The sequence below is a fragment of the Saccharothrix ecbatanensis genome (assembly GCF_014205015.1).
GTDB lineage: Bacteria > Actinomycetota > Actinomycetes > Mycobacteriales > Pseudonocardiaceae > Actinosynnema > Actinosynnema ecbatanense.
In genome coordinates this window covers 8,154,525-8,178,434 of record NZ_JACHMO010000001.1, presented here as the reverse complement: position 1 = coordinate 8,178,434, position 23,910 = coordinate 8,154,525, and the positions used below count along the sequence as shown (strand labels likewise).

Here is a 23,910-nt window from a genome sequence, read left to right as displayed (position 1 = left end):
GACCGTAGCCAAGGGGTCCGACAGTTCCGGGTCTCAGACTGCTACAGCAGGCTCAGCTGGGTGCCCTTGCGCTTGCGGCGCGGCTGCGCGTCACCGATCTGGTCGTAGGCCTTGAGCGCGTTGAGGAACGGGGATCGGGGTCGCCCGGTGGTGTGACTGAGGTACAGGTGTCGTTGCGCCCTTGTCATGCCCACGAAGAGAAGGCGGCGTTCCTCGTCCACGGCCTCCTCGTCGTCGGTGCCCGGCCAGCGCATCGGCAGCAGACCGTCCGCACACCCGACGATGAACACGACCGGGAACTCCAAGCCCTTCGACGCGTGGAGGGTGAGCAGGGAGATCCGGTCCGCCCGCGGGTCCCAGGTGTCGACCTCGACGCCCAGCGCGAGCGCGGTGTGGAAGCGTTCGAAGTCGGTGTCGCAGGTGGCGGCCAAGGGTTTCAGCAGTTCGTAGGCGGTGTGGTCGTCGCCGGCGACGGCACGCACGCGTTCCAGGACCGTGTCGCCGGAGGCGTACTTGAGGTCGTTCGCGATCCGCGCCACGCCGGGACGGTCGGCCAGGCGGTCGTGCGAGCGCTTCTGGAACGGGAGGCCGGACTGGGTCAGCGCGTCGACCAGCGCCCGTGACTGCCGGTCCGTCCGGCACAGCACCGCGAAGTCGGAGAACCCCAGGCCCTGCGTGCCGTCGGACGCCACCCGCCCGCTGTCGAACGCGTGGAACGACGCGCCGCCCAGCACCTGCTCGATGGTCCGCGCCACGAACGCCGCCTCGGCCGCCTCCGACGACGCGTGGTGCACGCCGATCGGCGCGGAACCGTGGTCCACCATGGGACGCAGCTCCCGACCCGGGACGAGGGACGACGGCGCGATCACCTCCAGCGCACCCGTGACGACGGCCGCCGACGACCGGTAGTTCCTGGTCAGGTGCACGGTCCGGGCCGCGGGGAAGTCCTCCCGGAACCGCAGGAAGAAGCCGACGTCGGCGCCCCGGAACCGGTAGATCGCCTGGTCGGGGTCACCGATCGCGGTCAGGTTGCCGTCCGGCGGGGTGAGCAGCCTGAGCAGTCGGTACTGCTGCTCGTCGACGTCCTGGTACTCGTCCACGGACACCCAGCGCCACCGCGAACGGTAGGCGGCGACCAGGTCGGGCGAGTCCTCCAGCAACGCCAGCGGCAAGGAGATCAGGTCTTCGAAGTCCACCAGATCGAGTGCCCGCAGCGCCTTCTTGTACCGCTCGTCACCGGAGACGACCAGCGCCCGTGCCTCCTTGGCGTCCGCGACGACGGACAGCGCCACCTCCACCTGCCGGTCGGGATCCGCGACGCCGAACGATGCCGACAATCCCACGGACGAGTGGTGTTCACGCAGGATCAGCACACCGAGCGAGTGAAACGTGGCGATCGTCAGGTCGCGGACCCCCGGCGTGAGCACGGCGAGGCGTTCGGCCATCTCCTCCGCCGCACGGCGGGTGAACGTGATCGCCAGGCATTCGCTCGCCGGCACGCCCCGCGACGTGACGAGGTCCGCGATCCGGTGCGTCAACGTGCGCGTCTTGCCCGTGCCCGGCCCGGCGATGATCAGCAACGGCCCGCCGTCCACCTCGGCCGCCGCCCGCTGCTCCGGGTCCAGCCCGTCCAACAGCGATCCCGTGACCACGACCGGGGCCACGGGTGCCGGCGTCACGGGCTCGACGGCCACCGGCCGCGGACGCTCCACAGTGGACTTGACCGGCGCGGCGTAGTCGAACAGCGAGAACGCGGACCGCCGCCGTTCCAGCTCCCCCGGCTCGAACACCCGGATCACGCCGTACTCGCCGTCGTACCCCGAGTCGCGCACCACCTCACCGCGCCGGAGCCGGGCCACCGCCTCGCCCAGCAACGTCGAGTGCGCCGCGATGTCGTCCACCGGAACGTCCTGGAGGATCACGAGTTCCGGCCCCAGCGCCGACGTCAGCCGGTCGATCTCGGTCTGCACCTTCTTGCTCTTCGGCCCGGTGCCGACGATCTCGCCCACGATCTCCGGCAGCGGTACCAGGCTGGTGAACCCGGCGGCGGCGGCCGGTGGCGACCCGGACTCCCGGTCGGCCAGCTCCTCCACCCGGCTGAGCACCCCGACCGTCAACGGCTTGCGGCACTCGGGGCAGATCCCGTTGTGCGCCAGCGTTTCCCGCGGTTCCATCCGAACGCCGCACTTGCGGTGCCCGTCGACGTGGTACTTGCCCTCCTCGGGGAAGAACTCGAGGGACCCGGCGAACCCGTCGCCCGTCTCCAGCGCGCGCCGCACGGAGTAGTAGTCCAGGTCCGTGTCGAACACCGTCGCCTCACGGCCCAGAGCGGGCGGCGAGTGCGCGTCGGAGTTGCTGACCAGGCGGTACTTGTCCAGGCCGGACACCCGCCAGTTCATCGCGGGGTCGGACGACAGGCCGGTCTCCACGGCGAAGATGTGGGACGCGAGGTCGACGTAGCAGTCGTCGATGGCGTCGAACCCGGACTTCGACCCGAGCACCGCGAACCACGGCGTCCAGACGTGCGCGGGCACGAGGTAGCCGCCGCACTCCAGCGTGATCTCCAGCAGGTCGCGCGAGTCCAGCCCGAGGATCGGCCGCCCGTCCGACCCGATGTTGCCGATCTTGGCCAGCCGGGCGTTGAAGCGCGCCGCCGACTGGAGGTCCGGCATGTAGACGAGGTGGTGCACCTTGCGGGTCCGGTCACCCCGCTTGTAGATGGTGGAGATCTCCACCGACAGCATGAAGCGGACCGGTGTCGTCGCCAGTGACGGCGGGAGCCTGCGGTCGATGTCGCGGTCCAGGTCGGCGCGCAGCCGGAACAGGCCCGGGGAGGCTTCGACCAGGTTCTCGGTCAGGTGGTCGTACCAGGCGGGGTGGGTGAAGTCGCCGGTGCCGACCAGCGAGATCCCCTTGCGCCGGGCCCACCAGGTCAGGTGTTCGAGATCGCAGTCGCGGCTACAGGCCCGGGAGTACTTGGAGTGGATGTGGAGATCCGCCACGAAGCGCACCGGCCGGATCGTAGTGATTGATCGACACCGCACCCGCACTGGCCCGTCGCGGACGGAACACCCCACAAAACACCACGGGGAGCTTCACCGAGCTCGGGTGGTGGTCACCCTCGGCCGGTTAAGATCGGAAGCTTGCCAAGGGGGTACCCATGACGACGCAGATTCCGGCCGCCGCGTTACCGTCGGCCGGTGGTGCGACCGGGACTCAGCGGTCCCGTCTTTCGCAGTGGACCGGGCCGCGCACGCCCGCGCAGCTACGCCGCATCGGCGTGGTGTTGACGCTCGCGAGCCTGATCACCGCCGTGATCAGCCTGGTCGGCGGCACCTCGCGGGTCGGCGCGATCGACGAAGCGGGCAACCGCGACGCGTCGTTGGCGCAAGCCGCGGGCGAGATCTACCAGGCGCTCGCGGACGCCGACGCGATGGCCACCAGCGGCTACGTCTCGTCCGGCCAGGAGCCGCCCGCGATCCGCACCCGCTACGACGCCGACATCGCCCGCGCCGGCCGGGGACTCGCGGAGGCGTCCCGGCTGATCACGCCGGACGATCCGGCCGCGAAGCCGCTGGACACCATGATCACCGGGCTGCCCAACTACACCGGGCTGATCGAGACGGCGCGCACGTACAACCGGCAGGGGCTGCCACTCGGCCAGTCGTACCTGGCGCAGGCGTCCGCGCAAATGCGCACCGAGCTGCTGCCCGCGGCCGAGTCCTTGCGCCACAGCGAGGTGAGCGCGCTGAACGCCGATTACCAGCGGGCCAGTGCGCTGCCGATCGCGGTCGTCGTGTTCGGGCTGGCACTGCTGTTCATCGCACTCGACTTCTCCCGGAAGGAGTTCCGGCGGACCCGCCGCAGGCTGAACCTCGGCGTCGCCGCCGCGATCCTCGCGGTCGTGGCCGGGCTGATGTGGTGGGTGGCGGCCACGGTGTCCACCAACACCGCCCTGGCCGACGCCAACGAGGCCAGCGACGCCGCGACCGCGCTGGACGAGGCCGGCACGCTCGTCCTCCAGGCCCGCAGCAACGAGAGCCTCGTGCTGGTCGCCCGCAGCGGCGGCAGCGCGTCCGACGCCGGTTTCACCGACCGGATCGACCGGTTGCTGGTCGATGGCGGACCGCTGGCCGTCGCCGGGGACAACGGGGTGGACGTCGCCGCCATCCGAACGGCGACCGACAACTGGGTCAAAGCGCACAAGGACCTGCGGGCGGCCGACGACGAGGGCCGTTACGCCGACGCCGTCCAGGCCGCCGTCGGCACGGACCCGTCCGGCTCGGGTTCCGCTTTCACCGCGCTGGACAAGGCCGTCGGCGACGCGGGTGACACCGCGCGTGCCCGGCTGTCCGCCGCGACCGGTGACGCGAGCGACGCGACGACGTTGCTCGGGTTCGGCCCCGCGGTGTTGTTCGCGCTGGCGGCTGTCGGATTCGGGATCGGGATCGCACGCCGAGTGGAGGAGTACCGATGACCGGTCCGGCGAAAGTCAAGATCGACATCCGGCGGCCGGTGGTCGTTCTCGCCGTCGCGGCGGTGTTGTCGGTGGGCAGTATTGCCCTGCCTTCGTTGCACGGCACCGATTCCGTGGCCGTGACCACCGACGGCGCGGACACCAAGGCGCCGGCGGCGAAGCAAGGGGAGTGCGGCACCATCAAGGACAGCCTGCGCCCGTTGGAGGCGTTGCCGTCGCCCGGCGCCATGCCGTCCGGCTCGACCATGGAGAAGATCCAGCAACGCGGCCGGCTGATCGCGGGCGTCGACCAGGGCAAGTACCTGCTCGGCTACCGCAACCCGCAGACCGGGCAGCTCGAAGGCGCCGACATCGACATCGTCCGCATGATCGCCGCGGCGATCCTCGGCGATCCGGACAAGGTCCAGTACGTCGTGCGCGACGTCGCCGACCGGACGCTCCTGATCGAGCAGGGCCAGGTCGACGTCGTGGTCAACACGTTCAGCGCGACCTGCGACCGGCAACGCGCGGTGGAGTTCTCCACCGGCTACTACGAGGCGACGCAGCGACTGCTGGTCCCGGCGAAGTCGGGTGTGGACGGGATCGAGCAGCTGGCGGGCAAGAAGGTCTGCACGTCGATCGGCTCCACCACCGAGGTCGTGCTGCGCAAGCCCGAGTTCGGACTGGACGTGGTGACGCTGGCAGGCATCCCCCACTGCATGGTCGCGTTGCAGCAGGGCAAGGTCGACGCGGTGTCCAGCGACGACGGCATCCTCGCCGGCATGGCCGCGCAGGACCCGCAGACCAGGGTCGTCGGCCGGCCACTGGCCAACGCCTACTACGGCGTCGGGATGCACCCCCAGCAGCCGGACCTGGTGCGCTTCGTCAACAGGCTGCTCGAACGCGACCGCGCCAACGGCAGTCTCGCCGCGAGCGCCCGGAAGTGGCTGGGCGCCCAGCTGAACCCGGTGCCGCCGATCCCGTCGGCCCGCTACCGCGACTGAGGGTCGTGCGTGGCGATTCGGGTGCTCACCCGAATCGCCACGCACGAGCTAGTGCCGTTCCAGGGTGATCACGGTCCACGCGCCGAGCCGGATCGGCACCCCGGCCGGCACCTCGACCGGGGTGTTGGGCTCGATCACGTCCGTCGTGTCACCGACCGAGGTGCCGTTGGTCGAACCGAGGTCGACGACGTCCCAGCCGCCGTCGGATCGGGCCACCAGCACGGCGTGCTGCGAGGACACCCCCGGATCCAGCGGCGGGCTGCCGAGGTCGATCTCCGGGTTGGTGCCGCGCGAGCGGCTTCGCCTGCCGATCGCGACCTGCTCGCGGTCCAGCTCGAACCGGCGTTCCGGGCAGTAGAGCGGGAAGTCCATGTCCGCCGCCTCCGAACCCTCACGGCGGCGGACCTCGTCGAACCACGCGCGGTCCGCCCGCACCACGGCCGTCCAGAGCGACGACTGCGCCGGCTCGGCCGCGACGGACCGTGGCGGAGGCGCGGGCAGGTCGTTGTCGAACCCGCACTCCTCGCAGAACCTGCCCTCCCTCGGCACCCCGCAGCCGGCGCAGGTCATCCCGGCCACCGGCGCCGAAGCCACCGGAACCACCGATGCCGACGCCGCAGGTCCGGACGCCGTAGGTCCCGACGATTCCGGAAGCGGTGGCGGGGCGGCCCCGAGCACGAGGCCGCAGACGTCGCAGTAGTCGGTGGCCGTCGAATCGTGCCCGGCCGCGCATACCGGCACGGCTCAGCCCTCGCCGCGGACCCGGCTGGTCCGCCGCGATCGGATGTCCAGCTCCATCTCGGCTTCGTCGGAGACCTTGCTCTTCAACCGCACGGTCCCGGTCGCGGCGTCGTCCACGTCGACCACCTTCGCCAACATCTCGAGCTTCTCCCGGTCGCCCGCCGCGGTGGCCAGCGCGACCGCGCGACCGAGACGCATCGTGGCCGTGCGCTCGTCACCGTCGCGACGGGCGGCGAGCCCGTGCTCGACCGCGTCCGCGTACTCCGACTGCCCGGTGTAGTGCGCGACCTTCCTGCTGACCTTGGCCGACAACGCGTCGTCGTCGGTCCACACGGCCCGGACCAGGCCCTGCGCAAGGGTTTCCGTGGAACCGCCGCGGACCACCATCGCCCGGCAGGCGAGCATCTCCGCGCCGATCGCCTGCGTGGGCACCTCGACGCACACGTGGTACTCGCGGCTCTCCGCGCCCCACGCGCCCAACGGGTAGTCGCCGTGCAGCGGCCCGGTCTGCACCCGCTTCGCGGTCAGGTCCTCGACCTCCGGCGCGACCTGCTTGACGAACTTGACCTGCGCGCCCTTCGGCGTCCACAGCCGCAACGACACGTCCGCGACCCGTTTGCCCATCGCGGAGTTCATGATCGCGTGGAAGTCGGCGGCCAGGTTCTCCGGCTTCGCCACGATGTCCACCGTGCCCAGCAACGCGGATGCGATCTTGCGCACCTCCGCGACGTTCCAGTCGGTGCCGACGCCGCGGCAGTCACAGCTGAACACGCCGATGCACTCTTCGATGGTCTGCTCCAGCACACCGCGACCGTCGCCGTTCTGGCCGTCGGTGAGCAGCAGCGCGTGCCGGATCGCCCCCGGGTGCTGCTCGGCGATCTGCCGCGCGAGAGTCAGCCAGTTGGAGAACGCGGTGCCCCCGCCCGCGGAGAGCTTGCGCACCGCCGTGACGGCCTCGGCCCTGGTCTGGGGGTCGGCCCGCGCCGCGCCCCGCTTCGGGTAGACCTGCCGCGCGCTGGTCGCGCCGGAGATCACGGCGAACAGCACACCGTCGCGCAACTGCTCGATCGCGACCGCGGTGGCCGCGCGCGCCGAGGCGATCCGGTCGCCCTGCATCGACCCGGAGGTGTCGATGATCAGCAGCTCCAGCGCCGCGGTGGGCACCGCGGGGGTCGCGTCCCCGGTGGCGGTCACCGCCACGACCGCGTCCACCCTGGTCGCCCCCACCGAAAGGTAGGCGTTCTGGTCGACGGTGACGACGAACTCTGCTTCTGCACTCATACCTGTACTCCTTCCAAAGGGATGACGACGACGCTGATGTTGTCCCGGCCGCCGGCGGCCAGCGCGACCTCGGTGAGCCGGTTGGCGACGGCCAGTGGTGTCGCCCCATCCCCCGCACCCGCCGCGAACTCGCCGATCCGTCCGGCCTCCGGCACCTCGTTCCACAGACCGTCCGAGCAGACGAGCAGGGTGCCCGCGCCGTCGTGGGGCACGGAGACGACGTCGGGATCAGGCCGCGTGTCCGGGCCCAGCCAGCGGGTGATCGTGTGCGCGCGGCGGTCGGCGAACGCGGCCGCCTCGTCCATGAGCCCTTCCGCGACGACCTCGGCGGCCCACGAGTGGTCGCGGGTGAGCAAGCGGCCGTCCGGGCCGGCGAGCCAGTACGCCCGACTGTCACCGACCCAGCCGACGGTCACCTCGCCGCCGGCGACGTAGGCGGCGACGAGCGTGCAGGACGGTCCGTCCGGCGAGGGATTCGAACCGTCCAAAGTGGCCACAGCGGTACCTGCCGCCTCCACCGCCGCGCGGACGCGGGCGACCGGTTCCACCGGCGCGTCCACACCGAGCAGCACCGCCAGCGCCGCCTCGGACGCCGCTCGCGCGGCTCGTTCGGGTTGGCGCGTGGTGGACACACCGTCACACACCACAGCGGCGGTGGTGCCGTCGAGCAGACGGCCGAGCGCGATCGCGTCCTCGTTGCGGTGGTGCACCAGGCCCCGGTCGCTGACCCCGGCCAAGGCGCCGAGGTCGATGGTCGTCCGATCGGCCGGGTCCGGCAGGCGCAACCCGCACTCGTCGCAGTACTCGGTCGCGGTCCCGCTCACCGCGCCGCACGCCGGGCACTTACGCACGACGTCCTTCGTGGCGGCCTCGGCGGAGGTGCTGCCCTTGCGCAGCAACGGAGTGCCGCACGCCTCGCAGAACCGATCCCCCAGCCCGACCGGTTCGGCGCACGCCGGGCAACTGCCGGCCAGTGCGTTCACACCCATGACACCGGCCGGATGGCGTTGGCCAGGTCGACCAGGTCGACCCTGGTGGCCTCGTCGGTGGCCAGCCGGGCACCCGCCCGTAGCTCGGTCTCCAACGCGGCCCGTACGCCGTGCTCGGTCCAAGAACTGCCGAGCAGCGGCGGGCGAGCCCCGTTGGTCGCCGTGACCAGCGGTAACGCGGCCCTGAACACCGATGCGCGCACCTCGTGCCCCGTGGCCTGGTCCAGGGTGAGCCTGCCGACCCGGTCGGCGGCCGCACGCAGCACGCCCTCGTCGACCGAACCGCCGATCATCACCCGCACCGCGACGGTCTGCGCGGTCACGTACTGGCTCGACGTCGGCGCGATCGTGTCCAGCGCGGCCAGCGCCACCTCGGGCCGACCGGCGCGCAACGCCACCCGCGCCTGGCCGAACGCCGCGTCGGCGATGTCCGGATTCGGCCGGTTGACCTGGAGGTAGTAGCGGCCGGCCACAGCGTCGTCGCCGGCGCACTCCGCCGCCGCGGCCAGTGCCAGCTTCGGCGCGGACTCGCCGGGCAGCGTCGCGAGCACGGTGTCGAACGCGGTGGTCGCGGCCCGCGCGTCACCGGCGGTCAAGGCCGCTACCCCGGTGAACCAATCACAGCGCCAGTCACCGGGTAAGTCGGTTCGCAGACGCTGCAACGCTTTCTGCGCCGAACCGACGTCGCCGACTTCCAGGTGCGCGCGAACCACCCGCAGCCGCAGTTCGACGCTGGGCGTCGGGGTGACGGCCGCGAGACGCAGGATCTCCTCAGGCGCCGCCGACGACGCCGTGGCGAGCAGCCCGGCCGCCGAGTCGGTCGTGTCCACGAGCGGAACCGGCAGCGTCGGGGCGACCGCCACCGGGTCGGGGCGGCCGGGGCTGCCCACGTCGCCCAGCAGGCCGATGCCGAACACCGATGGCGACGGACCGAACACCGTGGACACGCCGGGGCGCGCTTTGCCGTCCTCGGCGGCGAGCACCTCCCGCAGCACGCCGGTCAGCTGATCGGCCATCTCCTCGGCGGAGGCGAAGCGCCGCTTCGGATCGGGGTCGGTTGCGCGCAGCAACACCCGGTGGAACGACTCGTGCTCGGCGAGCAGCCGCTCGGCCGCCGGGTCGGGCAACGGCACCGGCTTGCCGCCGCGCAACGGCGACGTGCCCAGCGCCATCACCATGAGCGTGCGCCCGACGGTGTGGATGTCGGCGGCCGGCGACGGTCCCTCGGACTCGAAGTCCGGCGCCTGGTAGCCGGGCGTGCCGTACCAGTCGAAGCCGTCGGCGTTCCCGAACGGCACGACCGCGCCCATGTCGATCAGCTTGAGCCGGCGTTCGTACTGGATCACGTTGTCCGGTTTGAGGTCGCAGTAGGCCAAACCCTGGCCGTGCAGGTAGCCGAGCGCGGGCAGGATCTCCAAGCCGTAGGAGATGACTTGGGGCAGCGGCAGCGGCGCGAGGCGCTGGCCGACCGCCTTGCCGCGGTCCTCCACGAGCTTGCGCAGCGACGAGCCGCCGACGTACTCCATCACGATGTAGCCGATGGGTTTGCCGTCGTCGTCGGGGTGCTCCACGAAATTGTGGATCATGACGATGTTCGGGTGGTTCACCTCGGCGAGGAACCGCCGCTCGGCCTCGGCGGCCGCCCGCGCGGCCGGGTCGTCGACGTCGAGCAGTCCCTTGAGCACGACCCACCGGTCGTTGACGTTGCGGTCGGTGGCGAGGTAGATCCAGCCGAGCCCGCCGTGCGCGAGGCAGCCCTGGACGAGGTACTGACCGCCGACGAGCGTTCCCTCGGCGAGCGACGGCACGAAGTTGAACGGGGTGCCGTCGGTGGGGCAGAAACCACGCAGCCGTCCGGGTTTCCCGTCCTTGCCGCGGCCGACGGGCTGGTCGCACTTGCCGCAGTACCGCTTGCTCTCGGCGACCTGCGGGTCTTTGAGGATGGCCGCGACGGGGTCGACCATGGGCACCGAGGGGACGTCGACGAGCCCCGCGCCGAGACCGCCACCACGCCGGGACGAGGCATGCGCGGTGGAGGTGGCGCCGGTCCGGCGCGACGCGCGGCCGCTGAGCCCGCTGGGGATGGTGACCGAGGACGAGACGGCGGTCTCCGATTCGGCGGCGGTCTCCGATCCGGTGGAGGCCACACCGGCCATCCCGCACGTGTCGCAGTAGCCGCCGTCGATCGCACCGCCACAACCCGGCTGCGAACACACACTCGACACCGGTTGTGACACCGGCGCAGGCACGCTTACCGGCACCGGCGTGGGCGCGCTCACCGGCGCCGCACCCGCCATCCCACACGTATCGCAGTAACCGCCATCGATCGCACCGCCACAACCCGGCTGCGCGCAACGATCCTTCTGGCTCATGCCGACCTGCCTCCGGTGTCCGTGCCGGGCTCGACGAGCAGCCGGCGAAAGTCCGCCAAGTCCCTGGTGGCAGCGGCCAGATCGGACGGCCGCCGCCACAACGTCGCCTTGATCCGCTCGGCGACGGCCATCACCGCGCCCTCTTCGGCCAACCCCAGCCGAACAGCTCGGGCCTGGTAAGCGCCGAATCGTCCGCGCAGTTCCTCGCGCCGCTCCAACAACCCCGTGGCCAGCTGACGTGCCGCGCGCAGTTCCGCGTCGGCGGCCGCGAGATCACGCCGCACGTCGATGGCCCCGGCGTCGCGCTTGGCCCAGCTCAGGTCGTCCAGCCGCGCTACCGCGGCCTGTAGTCGCGGTGCCCGGTCGACCGGCAGGGCGGGCAAGTCGCCGACGACCCGCTCGGCGGCGGCCGCGTAGTCGTCTGCGGTGGCCACCCTCAGGTCGGCGAGTGCTGCCGTGGCATCGACGAGTTCGGCCCGCACCTGCTCCCAGCGTTCCCGCAGCACGAGCATCCGGTCGACCCGCGCGCGTTCCTCGGCGAGCTCGGCCCTGAGCCGGGCCAGGGTGTCGTCGAGCGATCGGTCGGCCAACGCGAGCGGGTCGTTGCCCGCGAGCTGTTCGATCTCGCGGACTCGCAGCACCACCGGGGCCGGCTCCAGTTCCAGCGCGGCGTCGTCTTCGGCGAGTCGTCGTGCCTGCTCCAGCAGCGGCGCGAGAGTCTTGAGGGTGGTGGAGTTCAGCTCGTCGCACCGCACGGCCAGCTCGCTGACCTGCCGGTACGCGTCGTTCATCCGGGCCGCCAACGCCGCGAGGGTGATCGACTCGATCTGCTCGGCGGCCCCGGTCAACCCGCGCTCAGGCAGCGGCACGGCCCGCCGGGACACCTCGACGGACGGTTCGACGAGCAGTTGTCGCAGTTCGGCGACCTCCGCCGGCCCGAGCTTGGAGCGCCGCCCCCGAACCCGTTCGGCGGCGTCGAGCACCGCGCGGTAGGTGTCGAAGTCCCGCCACAAGCCAGCGAAGATCACCTCGGCCACGGCCCACCTCTCGGCGGTGATCCCCGAGGACAAGGTGGAGCTGAAGAGCCGGTGCCCCGGGTGCCCGTCGAGTTCGACGAGCGCGTTGGCCATGGCGGTCGCGTCGACCTGGTGCCGGTCGAGGGCCCTGGCTAACGCGCCGGCTTCGTTGTCCGTCAACGCACGTCCATTCGAACGATCCTGTACAACCATCCGCGTCAACGACTCCGTGAGCGTCTTCGCAGACTATCCGAACCCCTGCCCGCCAAGGACCTTTTCGCTCCTAGAGGCGGTCGAAGCATCGGCTTCGAGGAGTTCGGTGAATACCTCGACGGGTTTGAGCCGTAGTCATCCCCACACTTGTGCACAACCCCGTTAATAAGCCTGCACGGCTGATTACTTCTTCAAGGACGGGCCTGCGACCAATGGCCAGGCGACCATGCGGCCGCCTCAACGCAGGATCGCCCGCTACCTACCGCAGGTAGCGGGCGATCCTCGTACTACGTTCAGTTGTGGAGCTGAGGGGAATCGAACCCCTGACCTACTCGATGCGAACGAGTCGCGCTACCAACTGCGCTACAGCCCCGTGTTCTGTTGTCTTGCCGTCGTGCGGGAGGAAGCATATCAGGAGCCGGGGGGTGGTTTTGCCACCCCCCGCTACTCGCCGGACGCCCGCCGGTACGGGAGCGCTTCGGGGCCGTCGAGCTCCACGAACACCGGGTCCTCGTCGTCCACGTCAACCACGACGGTGCCGGGGCGGACCTGGTGCTGGAACCGGGGCTGCGGGGCCAGGCGGGGCTGGTCACGGGACGTTTCGCCCTCGGCCGAGGGCGCGGACTGCTCGGTGACGAGGTGCGGCTGCGCCCCGCCGGACTGGCGCGCGGAACGGCGGCGGGCCTGTGCCGTCCGGGACTGGCGGCGCGCGCGGATGTCCTCCTCGATCCGCACCTGGCGGCGCAGGTAGCCGAGGTAGGCGACGAGCGTCGCGTCCACCGCCGCGTGGGCCCACCACGCCAGCGGGTAGAGCACGCCCGCGATCACGCCGGTGACCAACGCGGTCAGCAGCAGCGTGCCGACGACGCGGCGGCGGAAGGCGTACTTCGCCTGCGCCACGATCGCCGCGGTCTCCGGGTCGTAGCCGCCACGACCCGGGCGGAACACCCTGGGCGGGACGTACTCGTCCGGCTCGTCGTCGTACTCGTCGTAGTCCTCGAACTCGGCTTCGAACTCCGTGTCGACCTCGGGCATGGCGTCGTACTCCTCCTCCATGCTGCCGCGCGTCGCGTCGGCGCGCTTGCGCGCGACCATCGGCACGAGGACGACCAACCAGGCCACGACCAGTCCCACGACGATCAGCGAGCTGGGCATCCCCGTCACCTCCCCCTACCCCGCGACGCGCTCGGTGCACGTGCCACGCTAGTCACAACAGTCACACCTGTCTCGGAGGCACGCCGACCGGCGTACGTACCAAAGTGTGGTGTATCACCCACTTTTGGGTGATACGAATAAGCCGCATGGCCCCCTGATCAGGCAGTTCGGGCGTATCCCCGTGCGACCAACCGGCGTACCAGTCCCTCTGGCGCGGCCTCTTCGGCGGTCATCGCGAAGCACAGGTGGTCCCGCCAGGCGCCGGCCACGTCCAGGTACCTCAGGAACAGGCCCTCCTCGCGGAAACCGGCCTTGGCGAGCACCCGCAGGCTGGCCTGGTTCTCCGGCCGGACGGTCGCCTCCAGCCGGTGCAGGCCGGCGTCACCGAAGCAGTGGTCCACGACCAGCGCCAGCGCCGCCGTGGCCACGCCGCCGCGCGCCCGGTCGGCCGCCACCCAGTAGCCGACCCACGCGGAGCGCAGCGAGCCGCGCACGACGTTGCCCACGGTGATCTGCCCGGCCAGCACGCCGTCCACGGTGATCACGAACGGCAGCGCCTGGCCTCGCCGGGCCATGGACTTGAGCGACGACCACTGCGCGGGCCACGCCAGCGGCGCGTTGCGCTCCTGCCAGCCCTCGACCGCGGTCGGTTCCCAAGCCTCCAGGTGCGCCTGGTCGCGGAGCCTGGTGCGGGACCACGCCGTGGCGTCGAACAGCTTCGGCGGGCGCAGCGCCACCAGACCGGCGGCCACCCGGAGCGGTCCGAGCCGCGCGGGCCAGCCGGGATGGCGACCGCCTTCCCACGCGTGACTCATCTATCCCCAACCCTGCTTCATCCTCTTTGGGCCAGGAAGCACACCGTGACCTCTTCGCCGACCGACACGTCCGTGACGTCCTCGTCGACCATGATCAGGCAGTTCGCCTCGGCCAACGACGCCAGCAGGTGCGACCCGGAGGTACCCAGCGGCTGCACCAGGTACTCGCCGTTGTCCGCGTCGCGCAGCAGCTGGCCGCGCAGGTAGCCGCGCCGGCCCTTGGTCGACGTCAACGGCGACAGCAGCCGCGCGCTGACCGCCCGCCGGTACGGGTTGCGCTTGCCCAGCGCGGCCCGGATCAGCGGACGCACCAGCACTTCGAAAACGACCAAGGCGCTCATCGGGTTCGCGGGCAGCAGGAACGTCGGCACCGCGTCCGGCCCGAGGCGGCCGAAGCCCTGCACCGAGCCGGGGTGCATGGCCACCCGGGTCACGTCGACGTCGCCGAGATCGGCCAGCGCCGCCCGCACCTCGTCGCCGATGACGCCCCCGACGCCACCCGCGACGACCACGATCTCGGACAGCAGCAGCCGACCTTCGACGACCTCGCGCATCCGGCGCGGGTCAGTGGACTGGATGCCGACCCGGCTCACCTCGGCGCCCGCGTCCCGTGCGGCGGCGGCCAGCGCGTAGGAGTTGACGTCGTACACCTGCCCCTGGCCCGGGGTGCGGTCGACGTCGACCAGCTCCTCGCCGAGCGAGATCACCGACACCCGCGGCCTCGGGTGGACCAGCACCTTGTTCCGGCCGACCGCCGCGAGCAGGCCGACCTGGGCGGCGCCGATGGCCGAGCCGCGGCGGACCGCGACGTCACCGGTCTGCACGTCCTCGCCGGTGCGCCGGACGAACGCCGCGGACGGCACCGAACGCTGCACGGTGACCTTCACCGCGTGCCCGTCGGTGTAGCCGAGCGGCACCACGGCGTCGGCCAACGTGGGCAGCGGCGCTCCGGTGGCGACCCGAACCGCCTGGCCCGGCTGCAACCTCCTCGGCTGGCGCGATCCGGCCGGGATCTCACCCACGACGGGGAGCTGCACCGGTTCTTCATTGGCCGCCTGCACGTCGACGCTGCGCACCGCGTAGCCGTCCACCGCCGCCTGGTCGAACCCCGGCAACGCGCGCTCGGCGACGACCTCCTCGGCGCAGAGCAGACCCTGCGACTCGGAGATCGCCACGCGCACGGGGGCGGGCCGCACCGCGGCGGCTACCACCCTGGCGAGCTGCTCATCCACTGACCTCATGTGTCGACCCTCGTTCAGGAGTTGCCGAGGCGTTCCCGCAACCACACCCCCAGCTCGGGCCCGTAGTCCGGGTGTTCAAGTGCGAAGTCAACCGCAGCTTTCAGGAATCCACCCGGATTGCCCAGGTCGTGTCGCCCACCGCGATGCACGACGACGTGCACGGGGTGGCCCTCGTTGATCAGCAGCGCGATGGCGTCGGTGAGCTGGAGCTCGCCGCCCGCGCCCGGCGTGATGCGCTTGAGCGCGTCGAAGATCACCCGGTCCAGCAGGTAGCGGCCGGCTGCGGCGAACGTGGACGGCGCGTCCTCGGGCTTCGGCTTCTCGACCATGCCGACGACCTTCTTGACGTCGTCGTCAGCGGTGTCCCGGACGTCGAAGACGCCGTACGCGGAGATCTGGTCCTTGGGGATGTCGAACGCGCACAGCACGCTGCCGCCGAGCTTCTCGCGGACGGCGGCCATCTTCTTGAGCACGCCCGTGGGCAGCACGAGGTCGTCCGGCAGGAGGACGGCGACTGCCTCGTCCTCGCCGGTCAGGTTGCCCTCGGCGCAGCCGACCGCGTGACCGAGGCCGAGGGCCTGGTCCTGGACGGCGGTCTCCACGGTGAGCAGGTTCTGCGCGCGGCGGACCTTCGCGACCAGGTCCGTCTTGCCGCGTTCTTCGAGCGTCGCCTCCAGCTCGGGCTGCGGGCGGAAGTACTCCGCGACCGCGTCCTTGCCGGGTGAGGTCACGATCACGAGCCTCGTCGCGCCCGCTTCGGCGGCTTCGGCGGCGACGAGTTCGATGCCCGGGGTGTCGACGACCGGCAGCAGCTCCTTGGGCACCGCTTTGGTGGTCGGGAGGAAGCGCGTGCCCAGGCCTGCCGCGGGCACGATTGCTGTCTGGAAGGCGCTCATGACCTGCGAGCGTAACGGCGCGCTTAGGGTGACCTGCCATGACGTCCGATGTAAGTGATCGGAAGAACACGCTGCGCACACGGCTGCGGGCCGCGCGGCGTAGGGGTGTCGTGCCTTCGATGGCGGCCGAAGTGCTGACGGCCGTTGATGCTTTTGCCGTTTCACCCGGTCAGACCGTTTGTGCTTATGTCGCTTCGGCTTACGAGCCGGGGTCTTTGGAGATGGTGGAGGCGCTGCGGTCGCACGGGTTGCGGGTGCTGCTGCCGGTGGTTGTCGAGTCGTCGTTGGACTGGGCCCTGCACACCGGGGAGTTGCGTCCGGGGGCGTACGGGTTGCGGGAGCCGGTGGGGCCGTTGCTGGGTGCGGCGGCGGTCGGGTCGGCGGCGTTGGTGCTGGTTCCGGCGTTGGCCGTGGACCACTCCGGGGTGCGGCTGGGCAAGGGCGGCGGCTACTACGACCGTGCTTTGACGTTGTCCACAGGTCCGCTGGTGGCGCTTGTGCGGGACGAGGAGTTCGTGCCGTCCCTGCCCGCCGAACCGCACGACGTCCGGATGGATGCGGTGTTGACGCCCGGATCGGGGCTGGTTCGACTGCCGTTGTGACGTTGACCTGTGATATTTGCGCCACGTATGCCAGGTGGCGCATCATCGTGGTTGGCACTCGTGACGGAGGAGTGCCAACCAGGACTCGTGGAGGGCCCACCGTGCCGACCTACCAGTACGCCTGCACCGAGTGCGACCACCGGTTCGACGCGGTGCAGTCCTTCTCGGACTCCGCGTTGACCGAGTGCCCGGAGTGCTCCGGCAGGCTGCGCAAGCTGTACGGCGCGGTCGGTGTCGTGTTCAAGGGCAGCGGGTTCTACCGGACTGACAGCCGTTCGTCGTCCTCGGGCGCTCCGGCTGCCGCGAAGACCGAGTCGGCTCCCGCGAAGACCGAGTCGACTTCTACTTCTACTTCTACTTCTTCTTCCACTTCGACCTCTACTTCGACTTCCACGCCGGCCGCCGCCGCGTCCTGAGTCGCTTAGTTGGTCGCTGATAGTTGGTCGCTGAGTTAGTCGCTTAGTTGTCCACAGGCCCCCGAGTTGTCCACAGCTCGGGGGTTCGTGCTGTCTCCAACCTTGATCCGTCCCTAACGTCGACCCCATGCTCCTCCACCTCAGAAGGATCTTGGCGGGCCTGCTGGCCCTGGTAGCCGTGGGTCTGGCCTTGTTGCCGGGCAGCCCGACGGTCGACGTTCTCGTAGCCGCCCACGACTTGGCGCCGGGTGTGCCGCTGGGCGCGGACGACGTCCGGTTGGTCGCCATGCCACCGTCCCTGTCACCCGCCGGAACGGTCTCCGAGACGGACGCCTTAGGCCGCGGACTGGTAGGCGCGGCAAGAGCCGGCGAACCCCTCACCGACGCCCGTCTGACTGCGGTCGATCCGGAGATGTCGTCGGTGGCCGTGCGGTTGGCCGACGCCTGGGTGATCGGGATGCTGCGGCCGGGGAGCCGGGTGGACGTCGTCGGCGCGGAGTCGCATGTCCTGGCAGCGGACGCCTCGGTGGTCGCGGTGCGGGAGGGCGAGGTGGTGGTGATCTCAGCGAACCGTGAGGCAGCCCACCGAATCGCCGCCGAGTCCTTGGCCAACCCAGTGGCGGTGACCTTGCGCTGACAGCAACCACCACCCAACACCACCACCCACCACCCACCACCCACCGCCCGCGCCCACCGCCCGCGCCCAACACCACCACCCACCGCCCGCGCCCACCGCCCGCGCCCACCGCCGGCACCCCCTGCCCGCGCCCAGGGTCTGGAGTGAGCCGGGAGCCGGGTCAAGCGGGCCAGGTCGGGGTCCAAGCGGGGCCAAGCAGGGCCAGGCGAGAGCCGCCCTTCGCGCTCGATCGCCCACCCTCGCCCACGCCTGGCTCCTCCAGTCCCGCCCGCTCAGGCCGGCCCACGCCCGCCCCTCGGCCAGCCCCGGTTACGTGACCCCGGCCATCTGCCGCCTCCACCCTCGCCGTCCGACCTCTCCCCGCCCGCCGACCCCCGAGCCACCGACCGCCCGACCCGGCGTGCACCCGGCCCAGCCCGCACCCCGTCCCCGCCCTCACCCGCTGCCCGGCTCTCGCACCCGCACCCGCCCAGCACCTGTAAGGCGGCCGGTGCGGGCGAGTCGCCGGGCGGTGCGAGCGAACGGTGGCCGGTGGGGCGGGGGGTGGGCGCGGGGTGGGGGGTGGGCGGGGCGAGGGGGGTTTGAGGGTGGGTTGATGCGGTGTGAGCTGGGCGGGCGGGTTTGTCATCGGTTCACCGATGAGTTTTCGGCGCGCCTGTCGTTCCACCGGGTACAAGGCACTACAGGGTGGGCGCGAGGCCCGCCCCTGACCCCGACCTAGGAGAGCACCGTGGACTGGAAGCTGGAAGTCGTCATCGTCCCCGTGTCCGACGTTGACCGCGCCAAGGCCTTCTACGCCGACACGCTCGGCTTCACCGTCGACACCGACCACAGCGCGGGCGACTCGTTCCGCGTCGTCCAGGTCACCCCACCCGGCTCGGCCTGCTCCATCGTCTTCGGCCACGGCATGGGCCTCAGCCACACCCCCGGCTCGCTCAAGGGCTGCCAGCTCGTCGTCTCCGACATCCAGGCCGCCCACGCCCACCTCGAAGCGAACGGCGTCGCCAACTCCGGTCCGCAGCACTTCGAGAACGGCACGATGACTCCCGGCCCGGACCCTCAGGACCAGGACTACGGCTCGTTCATCTTCTTCGACGACCCGGACGGCAACACCTGGGCCATCCAGCAGGTCAAGCGGTCCGCTCGCTGATGTTCGAGCAGGCCACCCGGCAGCACCGACGCGAGCTGCACGTCCACTGCTACCGGATGCTCGCCTCCTACGAAGAGGCCGAGGACGCGGTGCAGGAGGTGTTTCTTCGGGCTTGGCGCTCGTGGGACAAGTTCGACGGCACGAACGTCCGCGCCTGGCTCTACAAGATCGCCACCAACACCTGCGTGGACCTGATCAGGGCCAAGGCCCGCGCGCCCAAGACCCAGACCGAGATCAGCTGGCTCACCCCGTACCCGGACCGCCTGCTCGACCAGGTCGCACCGACCGACGACGAACCGGACGTGATCGCGGTCGCGCGGGAGACCGTGGAACTCGCCTTCCTGGCGGCCCTCCAAGTTCTCCCGGCGCGGCAGCGGGGGGCGTTGTTGGCACGTGAGGTGCTGGGCATGACCGCGCAGGAGACGGCCGACCTGCTGGACATCAGCGTGCCCGCGGCCAACAGCGCGCTCCAGCGCGCCCGCGCCACGATGCGACAGCACCTGCCGTCCCACCGCAACGACTGGACCGCCCGCGAACCCAGCCCGCGCGAACGCGAACTGCTGAGCCGGTTCATCGACGCCCACCAGCGCTGTGACGCGGCGGCTGCCGTCGCGGTGGCCGCCGAGGACCTGCGGATCACCATGCCGCCGGCTCCGCTGTGCTTCGAGGGCGTCGACCAGGTCGCCCAACTGCTCGCCCGCAGCTTCGGACCGGACCGGGAAGGTGACTGGCTGCTCGTGCCGACCAGCGCCAATCGGATGCCCTCCGCCGCCAGCTACCTGCGCAGACACGGCGACACGGTGTTCCGCGCGTTCAAGCTGGACGTGCTCCGCGTCGAAGGCGACCGGATCGCGGAGATCACCACGTTCGGCCCGGCGATGTTCGACCTCTTCGGGCTTCCCGCGACACAAATACCCGGAGAGTGACCAGCGTGCCCTTACCCGTTACCCTCCGCTGGCCCCCATACCCCCAAACGGAGGAGCAACAGTGATCAAGGGCTTCAAGGACTTCCTGATGCGCGGCAACGTGGTGGACCTCGCGGTGGCGGTGGTCATCGGCGCGGCGTTCACCAGCATCGTCACCGCACTCACGTCGCACCTGATCAACCCGATCATCGCGATGTTCGGCGGCAGCAACGTCAACGGCCTGGCCGTGAAGCTCGGCAAGAGCGACAAGACGATCATCGACTTCGGCGCGATCATCACCGCGGCGATCAACTTCCTGATCGTCGCGGCGGTCGTCTACTTCATCTTCGTGCTGCCGATGAACAAGCTCAAGGCTCGCCGGAAGCGCGGCGAGGAGGCCGGTCCCTCCGAGCCGACCGACGTCGAACTGCTCAAGGAGATCCGCGACCTGCTCGCCTCCCAGCGGCAGCTCTGACCACACCGGCTCGGGCCGGGGCGATCGCCTCGCTAACCGCCGTGGTGCGGCGGGCGGTTCTCCTCGTACCAGCGGTCGTCGCGCCCGGTCGGGGTCGGCTCGTCCGACGAACCCTCGGGCAGCACGTCGCCGAACACCTCGGCCAGCCGGCGACGCCGCGCCGCCTCCTCCGACGCGGCAGCAGCCGTGTCGGATGCCGCCGCGGCAGCTGAGGAGGCGGTGTCGGCGTCGTCGGGATCGGTCACGCTTCGTCGAGTCCCGACAGTTGGTCGATCACGTAGGGCACCAGCGCCGACAACGTCGCCATGCCGTCACGCACGGCCGAACGCGAGCCGGCCAGGTTCACCACGAGGGTGCTGCCGGACACGCCGACCAGCCCCCGCGAGATGCCCGCGTCGACGGCGCCCGCCGCCAACCCGGAGGCCCGGAGCGCCTCGGCGATCCCGGCGATCGGCCGGTCGAGCACGCCCTGTGTGGCGTCCGGCGTGACGTCGCGTGGCGACACGCCCGTGCCGCCGACGGTGACGACGAGGTCGACACCACCGATGACCGCGGTGTTCAGCGCGGCGCGGATGCCCACGACCTCGCCCTCCACCGCGACGGTCCCGTCGACGATGAACCCTGCTTCCTCCAGCAACTCGGTGACCAGCGGTCCTGTGCTGTCGTCGTGCTCACCGTGCGCCACCCGGTCGTCCACGATCACGACAAGGGCGCGTCCCAGTCGCTGCGCGCTGCGTTCCATGAGCGTCACCGTAGCCAATCGGCGGATCTGACGGTTCCGTGACGTCACGCTGCCGCGCCGGGCAATCCCGCCGAACCACCCCTAACTTCGGTGACGTGCGCGTTCTCCTCACCGGCGGGGCCGGGTTCATCGGGTCACACATCGCCGACCACCTGACCGCCCAGGACCACGACGTCGTCGTGCTCGACGCCTACCTCCCCCAGGCCCACCGGACCCGACCGGACGAGGCCCGCGACGTCACCGACCTCGACACGGTGAAAAACCTCCTCGACGGAGTGGACGTGGTCTGCCACCAGGCGGCCGTCGTCGGCCACGGGCTCGACCCGTCCGACGCGCCGCTGTACGCGCTGAACAACGACCTGGGCACCGCCGTGCTGCTCGCCGCGATGCACGAGAAAGGCGTGAAACACCTGGTCATGGCGTCGTCGATGGTCGTGTACGGCGAGGGCCGCTACGAGTGCGCCGAGCACGGCGTCGTCCGGGCCGCGCCACGCCGCCAGGCCGACCTCGACCAGGGCCGCTACGAACCGCCCTGCCCGCACTGCGGCAACCCCCTGGAACCGCGCCTGGTCCCCGAAGACGCCCCACTGGACCCCCGGAGCACCTACGCGGCCAGCAAACTCGCCCAGGAGCACTACGCGGCGGCGTGGGCACGCCAGACGGGCGGCGACGTGTGGGCGCTGAGGTACCACAACGTGTACGGCCCGAGGATGCCCAAGAACACCCCGTACGCGGGCGTGGCGAGCCTGTTCCGCAGCGCGCTCGAACGCGGTGAGGCGCCCACCGTCCTCGAAGACGGCCGGCAGCGACGTGATTTCGTGCACGTCACCGACGTGGCGCGGGCCAACGTCCTGGCCGTCCACCAGCCCGGCACACCCGGCACGCTCACCGCACTGAACGTCTGCTCCGGCGAGCCGCACACCGTCGGCGACCTCGCCACCCACCTCGCGGACGCGTACGGCGGCCCCAAGCCACGGATCGTCGGTGGCGCACGACCGGCCGACGTCCGGCACGTCGTCGCGGACCCGGCCAGGGCACGTGAACGACTCGGCTTCCACGCCGCCACGTCCTTCGCGGCGGGCGTCAAGCAGTTCGCAGCGGACCCCCTGCGCTGAGCGGCAGCCGCACCTCGAACCGGCAGCCGCGCCCGTGGTTGCGGGCGTCGATCGTGCCCTGGTGCGCCTCCACCAGGCCCCGCGCGATCGCCAACCCCAGCCCGCCGCCGACCGGCTGCCGGTGCGGCGTGCCGCGGAACGCCACGTCGAACACCCGGGGCAGGTCGGCCTCCGGGATGCCGCCGCACCCGTCGTCCACCCGCAGCAGCGCCGACGACCCGTCCACGTCCACCCGCACGGCCACCGTCCCGTCCGGCGGCGTGTGCCGGATCGCGTTGGACAGCAGGTTGCGCACCACCCGCGCCAGTTCCGGATCGCTGCCCAGCACCACCGGCCACGTCGCCGCGTCGGCCCGCAGCCGCACGCCCTTGCGCGACGCCACCGGGCTCTCCGCCGCCACGACCTCGCTCACCACGTCCGCCAACGGCACCTCGGACAACGTCAGCCGCAACGCGCCCGCGGTGATCCGGGACAGCTCGAACAGGTCGTCCACCATCCCGGACAACGCCTCGGCCTCGGTGGAGATCCGCCCCGCGTACTCGGCCACCTCGTCCCGCCGCGCCACCACGCCGTCCGCCAGCGCCTCGGCCATCGCCCGGATACCGGCCAACGGCGTGCGCAGGTCGTGGCTGATCCACGCGACCAGCTCACGCCGGGACGCCTCCGCCGCACGTTCCCGCTCCCGCGCCTCGCTCTCCCACACGCTCCGCCGCGCCAACGCCCGACCGAGCAGCACCGCCGTAGGCACCGTCACCAACGCGACCAGCAGGCACACCAGCACGGTCGTGGTGAGGATCGGGGTGAACATGAACCCGCTCACCGCGAGCACCCCGCCGATGGTCGCCACCACCGGCACGATCGCCAGCACGGTCAGCGCGGTGGCCAGCGACCCGCTCGACAACCGCCGCAGCACCACCGCCCCGAGCAGCGCCAACGGCAGCGAGAACAGCACCGCGAACGGCAGGATGTGGTAGATCTCGACCAGCATCACGCACCGCCGTCGTACCGGTAGCCCACGCCCCACACGGTCGAGATCCGCACCGGCCGGGCCGAGTCGACCTCCACCTTCTCCCGCAACCGTCGCACGTGGACGGTCACGGTGGACTGGTCGCCGAACTCCCAGCCCCACACCCGCGACAGCAGCTCGCTCCGGCTGAACGCCGTGCCGCGGTGGGTCAGGAAGAACACCAGCAGGTCGAACTCGCGGGTGGTCAGCGACAGCTCGCGCCCGTCCAGCCAGGCCGAGCGCGCGCCGACGTCCACCCGCAGCCCGGCGTCCTCCAGCACCGACGCCGACCGCGACGCCGCCACCCGCGACCGGCGCAGCACCGACGTGACGCGCAACGCCAGCTCACGCGGGCTGAACGGCTTGGTCACGTAGTCGTCCGCGCCGAGCTGGAGCCCGGCGATCCGGTCCTCCTCCTCGCCCAGCGCGGTCAGCATCACGACCGGCACCGCGCTGCGCACCCGCAGCCGGCGGCACACCTCCAGCCCGTCCACGCCGGGCAGCATCAGATCCAGCACCACCACGTCCGGCTCGCGCTCGGCGAACCGGCGCAGCGCGCTCTCGCCGTCACCGACCAGCTCCACCTCATGCCCGGCCAGCTCCAGGTACCGGCGCACCACATCGCGCACGGTCACGTCGTCGTCCACGACGAGGACCCGCCCGGTCGTCACATCCATGTCGCG

24 protein-coding genes and 1 tRNA gene are annotated in these 23,910 nt (G+C 71.2%); 10 read left to right on the top strand and 15 right to left on the bottom strand.

Annotation, left to right across the window (positions count from 1 at the left end; translation table 11 throughout):
* Positions 1–41: 41 nt before the first annotated feature.
* Positions 42–3,011 (bottom strand): UvrD-helicase domain-containing protein, encoded by a 2,970-nt coding sequence (locus tag F4560_RS36145; RefSeq protein ID WP_184927581.1) that lies wholly within the window; start codon positions 3,009–3,011, stop codon positions 42–44.
* A gap of 149 nt (positions 3,012–3,160) precedes the next feature.
* Here F4560_RS36145 and F4560_RS36140 point away from each other — a divergent pair, with 149 nt between their 5' ends.
* Entirely contained in the window at positions 3,161–4,477 is a 1,317-nt protein-coding gene (locus tag F4560_RS36140; protein ID WP_184927580.1) for a GlnX family signal transduction membrane protein, read from the top strand.
* Positions 4,474–5,460 carry a glutamate ABC transporter substrate-binding protein gene (locus tag F4560_RS36135; protein ID WP_184927579.1) on the top strand — a complete coding sequence of 329 codons (987 nt, stop codon included), beginning with the start codon at positions 4,474–4,476 and terminating at the stop codon, positions 5,458–5,460. Before F4560_RS36140 ends, F4560_RS36135 begins: the two co-directional genes overlap by 4 nt.
* A gap of 48 nt (positions 5,461–5,508) precedes the next feature.
* On the opposite strand, the gene F4560_RS46370 is transcribed toward F4560_RS36135, so the two are convergent.
* The 4 genes from F4560_RS46370 to F4560_RS36115 all read right to left on the bottom strand — a co-directional run bounded on the left by F4560_RS46370 (position 5,509) and on the right by F4560_RS36115 (position 10,435).
* Entirely contained in the window at positions 5,509–6,054 is a 546-nt protein-coding gene (locus F4560_RS46370) for an FHA domain-containing protein (protein ID WP_312869677.1), read from the bottom strand.
* Positions 6,055–6,204: 150 nt separating this feature from the next.
* Positions 6,205–7,482, bottom strand: coding sequence for a VWA domain-containing protein (locus F4560_RS36125; protein ID WP_184927577.1), 1,278 nt, complete (start codon positions 7,480–7,482; stop codon positions 6,205–6,207).
* Positions 7,479–8,465: a PP2C family protein-serine/threonine phosphatase gene (locus F4560_RS36120; RefSeq protein WP_221483759.1), complete on the bottom strand. Its 987-nt coding sequence runs from the start codon at positions 8,463–8,465 to the stop codon at positions 7,479–7,481. Before F4560_RS36120 ends, F4560_RS36125 begins: the two co-directional genes overlap by 4 nt.
* Positions 8,462–10,435, bottom strand: a complete 1,974-nt coding sequence (locus F4560_RS36115) for a serine/threonine-protein kinase (RefSeq protein ID WP_446692421.1) — start codon at positions 10,433–10,435, stop codon at positions 8,462–8,464. Before F4560_RS36115 ends, F4560_RS36120 begins: the two co-directional genes overlap by 4 nt.
* Between F4560_RS36115 and F4560_RS46795 the strand changes: the two genes are divergently transcribed.
* Positions 10,434–10,646 (top strand): hypothetical protein, encoded by a 213-nt coding sequence (locus F4560_RS46795; RefSeq protein WP_446692420.1) that lies wholly within the window; start codon positions 10,434–10,436, stop codon positions 10,644–10,646. The genes F4560_RS36115 and F4560_RS46795 overlap by 2 nt on opposite strands.
* A 193-nt stretch (positions 10,647–10,839) precedes the next feature.
* Here F4560_RS46795 and F4560_RS36110 read toward each other — a convergent pair whose 3' ends face one another.
* The 6 genes from F4560_RS36110 to F4560_RS36085 all read right to left on the bottom strand — a co-directional run bounded on the left by F4560_RS36110 (position 10,840) and on the right by F4560_RS36085 (position 16,179).
* A complete protein-coding gene (locus F4560_RS36110) occupies positions 10,840–12,039 on the bottom strand; it encodes a coiled-coil domain-containing protein (protein ID WP_184927575.1) in 1,200 nt (399 codons plus the stop codon).
* Between the two features lie 333 nt (positions 12,040–12,372).
* Positions 12,373–12,445: transfer RNA gene (locus F4560_RS36105), tRNA-Ala, on the bottom strand.
* A gap of 71 nt (positions 12,446–12,516) precedes the next feature.
* Positions 12,517–13,227 (bottom strand): divisome protein SepX/GlpR, encoded by a 711-nt coding sequence (gene sepX, locus F4560_RS36100; RefSeq protein ID WP_184927574.1) that lies wholly within the window; start codon positions 13,225–13,227, stop codon positions 12,517–12,519.
* A 158-nt stretch (positions 13,228–13,385) separates the two neighbouring features.
* Positions 13,386–14,042, bottom strand: coding sequence for a GNAT family N-acetyltransferase (locus F4560_RS36095; RefSeq protein WP_184927573.1), 657 nt, complete (start codon positions 14,040–14,042; stop codon positions 13,386–13,388).
* Positions 14,043–14,059: 17 nt separating this feature from the next.
* Positions 14,060–15,283, bottom strand: a complete 1,224-nt coding sequence (gene glp, locus F4560_RS36090) for a molybdotransferase-like divisome protein Glp (protein ID WP_184927572.1) — start codon at positions 15,281–15,283, stop codon at positions 14,060–14,062.
* 14 nt (positions 15,284–15,297) lie between these two features.
* Positions 15,298–16,179, bottom strand: a complete 882-nt coding sequence (locus F4560_RS36085) for a UTP--glucose-1-phosphate uridylyltransferase (RefSeq protein WP_184927571.1) — start codon at positions 16,177–16,179, stop codon at positions 15,298–15,300.
* Positions 16,180–16,217: 38 nt separating this feature from the next.
* Here F4560_RS36085 and F4560_RS36080 point away from each other — a divergent pair, with 38 nt between their 5' ends.
* The 6 genes from F4560_RS36080 (at position 16,218) to mscL (ending at position 20,364) form a co-directional block, all read left to right on the top strand.
* Entirely contained in the window at positions 16,218–16,781 is a 564-nt protein-coding gene (locus tag F4560_RS36080) for a 5-formyltetrahydrofolate cyclo-ligase (RefSeq protein ID WP_184927570.1), read from the top strand.
* 101 nt (positions 16,782–16,882) lie between these two features.
* Complete coding sequence (locus F4560_RS36075) at positions 16,883–17,197, top strand: FmdB family zinc ribbon protein (RefSeq protein ID WP_184927569.1); 315 nt, start codon at positions 16,883–16,885, stop codon at positions 17,195–17,197.
* A 127-nt stretch (positions 17,198–17,324) separates the two neighbouring features.
* Positions 17,325–17,834, top strand: a complete 510-nt coding sequence (locus F4560_RS36070; protein ID WP_184927568.1) for an SAF domain-containing protein — start codon at positions 17,325–17,327, stop codon at positions 17,832–17,834.
* A gap of 730 nt (positions 17,835–18,564) precedes the next feature.
* Positions 18,565–18,984 carry a glyoxalase superfamily protein gene (locus F4560_RS36065; protein ID WP_184927567.1) on the top strand — a complete coding sequence of 140 codons (420 nt, stop codon included), beginning with the start codon at positions 18,565–18,567 and terminating at the stop codon, positions 18,982–18,984.
* A complete protein-coding gene (locus tag F4560_RS36060) occupies positions 18,984–19,910 on the top strand; it encodes an RNA polymerase subunit sigma-70 (protein ID WP_184927566.1) in 927 nt (308 codons plus the stop codon). Before F4560_RS36065 ends, F4560_RS36060 begins: the two co-directional genes overlap by 1 nt.
* A 61-nt stretch (positions 19,911–19,971) precedes the next feature.
* Positions 19,972–20,364, top strand: coding sequence for a large-conductance mechanosensitive channel protein MscL (gene mscL / locus F4560_RS36055; RefSeq protein WP_184927565.1), 393 nt, complete (start codon positions 19,972–19,974; stop codon positions 20,362–20,364).
* 32 nt (positions 20,365–20,396) lie between these two features.
* On the opposite strand, the gene F4560_RS36050 is transcribed toward mscL, so the two are convergent.
* Together F4560_RS36050 and F4560_RS36045 are read right to left on the bottom strand one after the other, a co-directional pair.
* Complete coding sequence (locus F4560_RS36050; protein WP_184929754.1) at positions 20,397–20,609, bottom strand: hypothetical protein; 213 nt, start codon at positions 20,607–20,609, stop codon at positions 20,397–20,399.
* Entirely contained in the window at positions 20,606–21,106 is a 501-nt protein-coding gene (locus F4560_RS36045; RefSeq protein ID WP_033441321.1) for a MogA/MoaB family molybdenum cofactor biosynthesis protein, read from the bottom strand. The genes F4560_RS36050 and F4560_RS36045 overlap by 4 nt, the downstream gene beginning before the upstream one ends.
* A gap of 95 nt (positions 21,107–21,201) precedes the next feature.
* On the opposite strand from F4560_RS36045, the gene F4560_RS36040 reads away from it, so the two are divergent.
* Complete coding sequence (locus F4560_RS36040; RefSeq protein ID WP_184927564.1) at positions 21,202–22,221, top strand: NAD-dependent epimerase/dehydratase family protein; 1,020 nt, start codon at positions 21,202–21,204, stop codon at positions 22,219–22,221.
* On the opposite strand, the gene F4560_RS36035 is transcribed toward F4560_RS36040, so the two are convergent.
* Together F4560_RS36035 and F4560_RS36030 are read right to left on the bottom strand one after the other, a co-directional pair.
* Positions 22,190–23,209, bottom strand: a complete 1,020-nt coding sequence (locus F4560_RS36035; protein ID WP_184927563.1) for a sensor histidine kinase — start codon at positions 23,207–23,209, stop codon at positions 22,190–22,192. The genes F4560_RS36040 and F4560_RS36035 overlap by 32 nt on opposite strands.
* The gene (locus F4560_RS36030; protein ID WP_184927562.1) at positions 23,209–23,904 is read right to left on the bottom strand and encodes a response regulator transcription factor; all 696 of its coding nucleotides are present in this window, start codon (positions 23,902–23,904) and stop codon (positions 23,209–23,211) included. The genes F4560_RS36035 and F4560_RS36030 overlap by 1 nt, the downstream gene beginning before the upstream one ends.
* Between the last annotated feature and the right edge of the window lie 6 nt (positions 23,905–23,910).

What these genes read in the sequence shown, in the direction of transcription:
- F4560_RS36140 (WP_184927580.1), top strand. Translation starts at nt 3,161, where the DNA reads ATGACGACGCAGATTCCGGCCGCCGCGTTACCGTCGGCCGGTGGTGCG.
- F4560_RS36135 (WP_184927579.1), top strand. Translation starts at nt 4,474, where the DNA reads ATGACCGGTCCGGCGAAAGTCAAGATCGACATCCGGCGGCCGGTGGTC.
- F4560_RS36125 (WP_184927577.1), bottom strand. Translation starts at nt 7,482, where the DNA reads ATGAGTGCAGAAGCAGAGTTCGTCGTCACCGTCGACCAGAACGCCTAC.
- F4560_RS46795 (WP_446692420.1), top strand. Translation starts at nt 10,434, where the DNA reads ATGGGCACCGAGGGGACGTCGACGAGCCCCGCGCCGAGACCGCCACCA.
- F4560_RS36115 (WP_446692421.1), bottom strand. Translation starts at nt 10,435, where the DNA reads ATGGTCGACCCCGTCGCGGCCATCCTCAAAGACCCGCAGGTCGCCGAG.
- sepX (WP_184927574.1), bottom strand. Translation starts at nt 13,227, where the DNA reads ATGCCCAGCTCGCTGATCGTCGTGGGACTGGTCGTGGCCTGGTTGGTC.
- F4560_RS36095 (WP_184927573.1), bottom strand. Translation starts at nt 14,042, where the DNA reads ATGAGTCACGCGTGGGAAGGCGGTCGCCATCCCGGCTGGCCCGCGCGG.
- glp (WP_184927572.1), bottom strand. Translation starts at nt 15,283, where the DNA reads ATGAGGTCAGTGGATGAGCAGCTCGCCAGGGTGGTAGCCGCCGCGGTG.
- F4560_RS36085 (WP_184927571.1), bottom strand. Translation starts at nt 16,179, where the DNA reads ATGAGCGCCTTCCAGACAGCAATCGTGCCCGCGGCAGGCCTGGGCACG.
- F4560_RS36080 (WP_184927570.1), top strand. Translation starts at nt 16,218, where the DNA reads ATGACGTCCGATGTAAGTGATCGGAAGAACACGCTGCGCACACGGCTG.
- F4560_RS36070 (WP_184927568.1), top strand. Translation starts at nt 17,325, where the DNA reads ATGCTCCTCCACCTCAGAAGGATCTTGGCGGGCCTGCTGGCCCTGGTA.
- F4560_RS36060 (WP_184927566.1), top strand. Translation starts at nt 18,984, where the DNA reads ATGTTCGAGCAGGCCACCCGGCAGCACCGACGCGAGCTGCACGTCCAC.
- F4560_RS36045 (WP_033441321.1), bottom strand. Translation starts at nt 21,106, where the DNA reads ATGGAACGCAGCGCGCAGCGACTGGGACGCGCCCTTGTCGTGATCGTG.
- F4560_RS36035 (WP_184927563.1), bottom strand. Translation starts at nt 23,209, where the DNA reads ATGCTGGTCGAGATCTACCACATCCTGCCGTTCGCGGTGCTGTTCTCG.
- F4560_RS36030 (WP_184927562.1), bottom strand. Translation starts at nt 23,904, where the DNA reads ATGGATGTGACGACCGGGCGGGTCCTCGTCGTGGACGACGACGTGACC.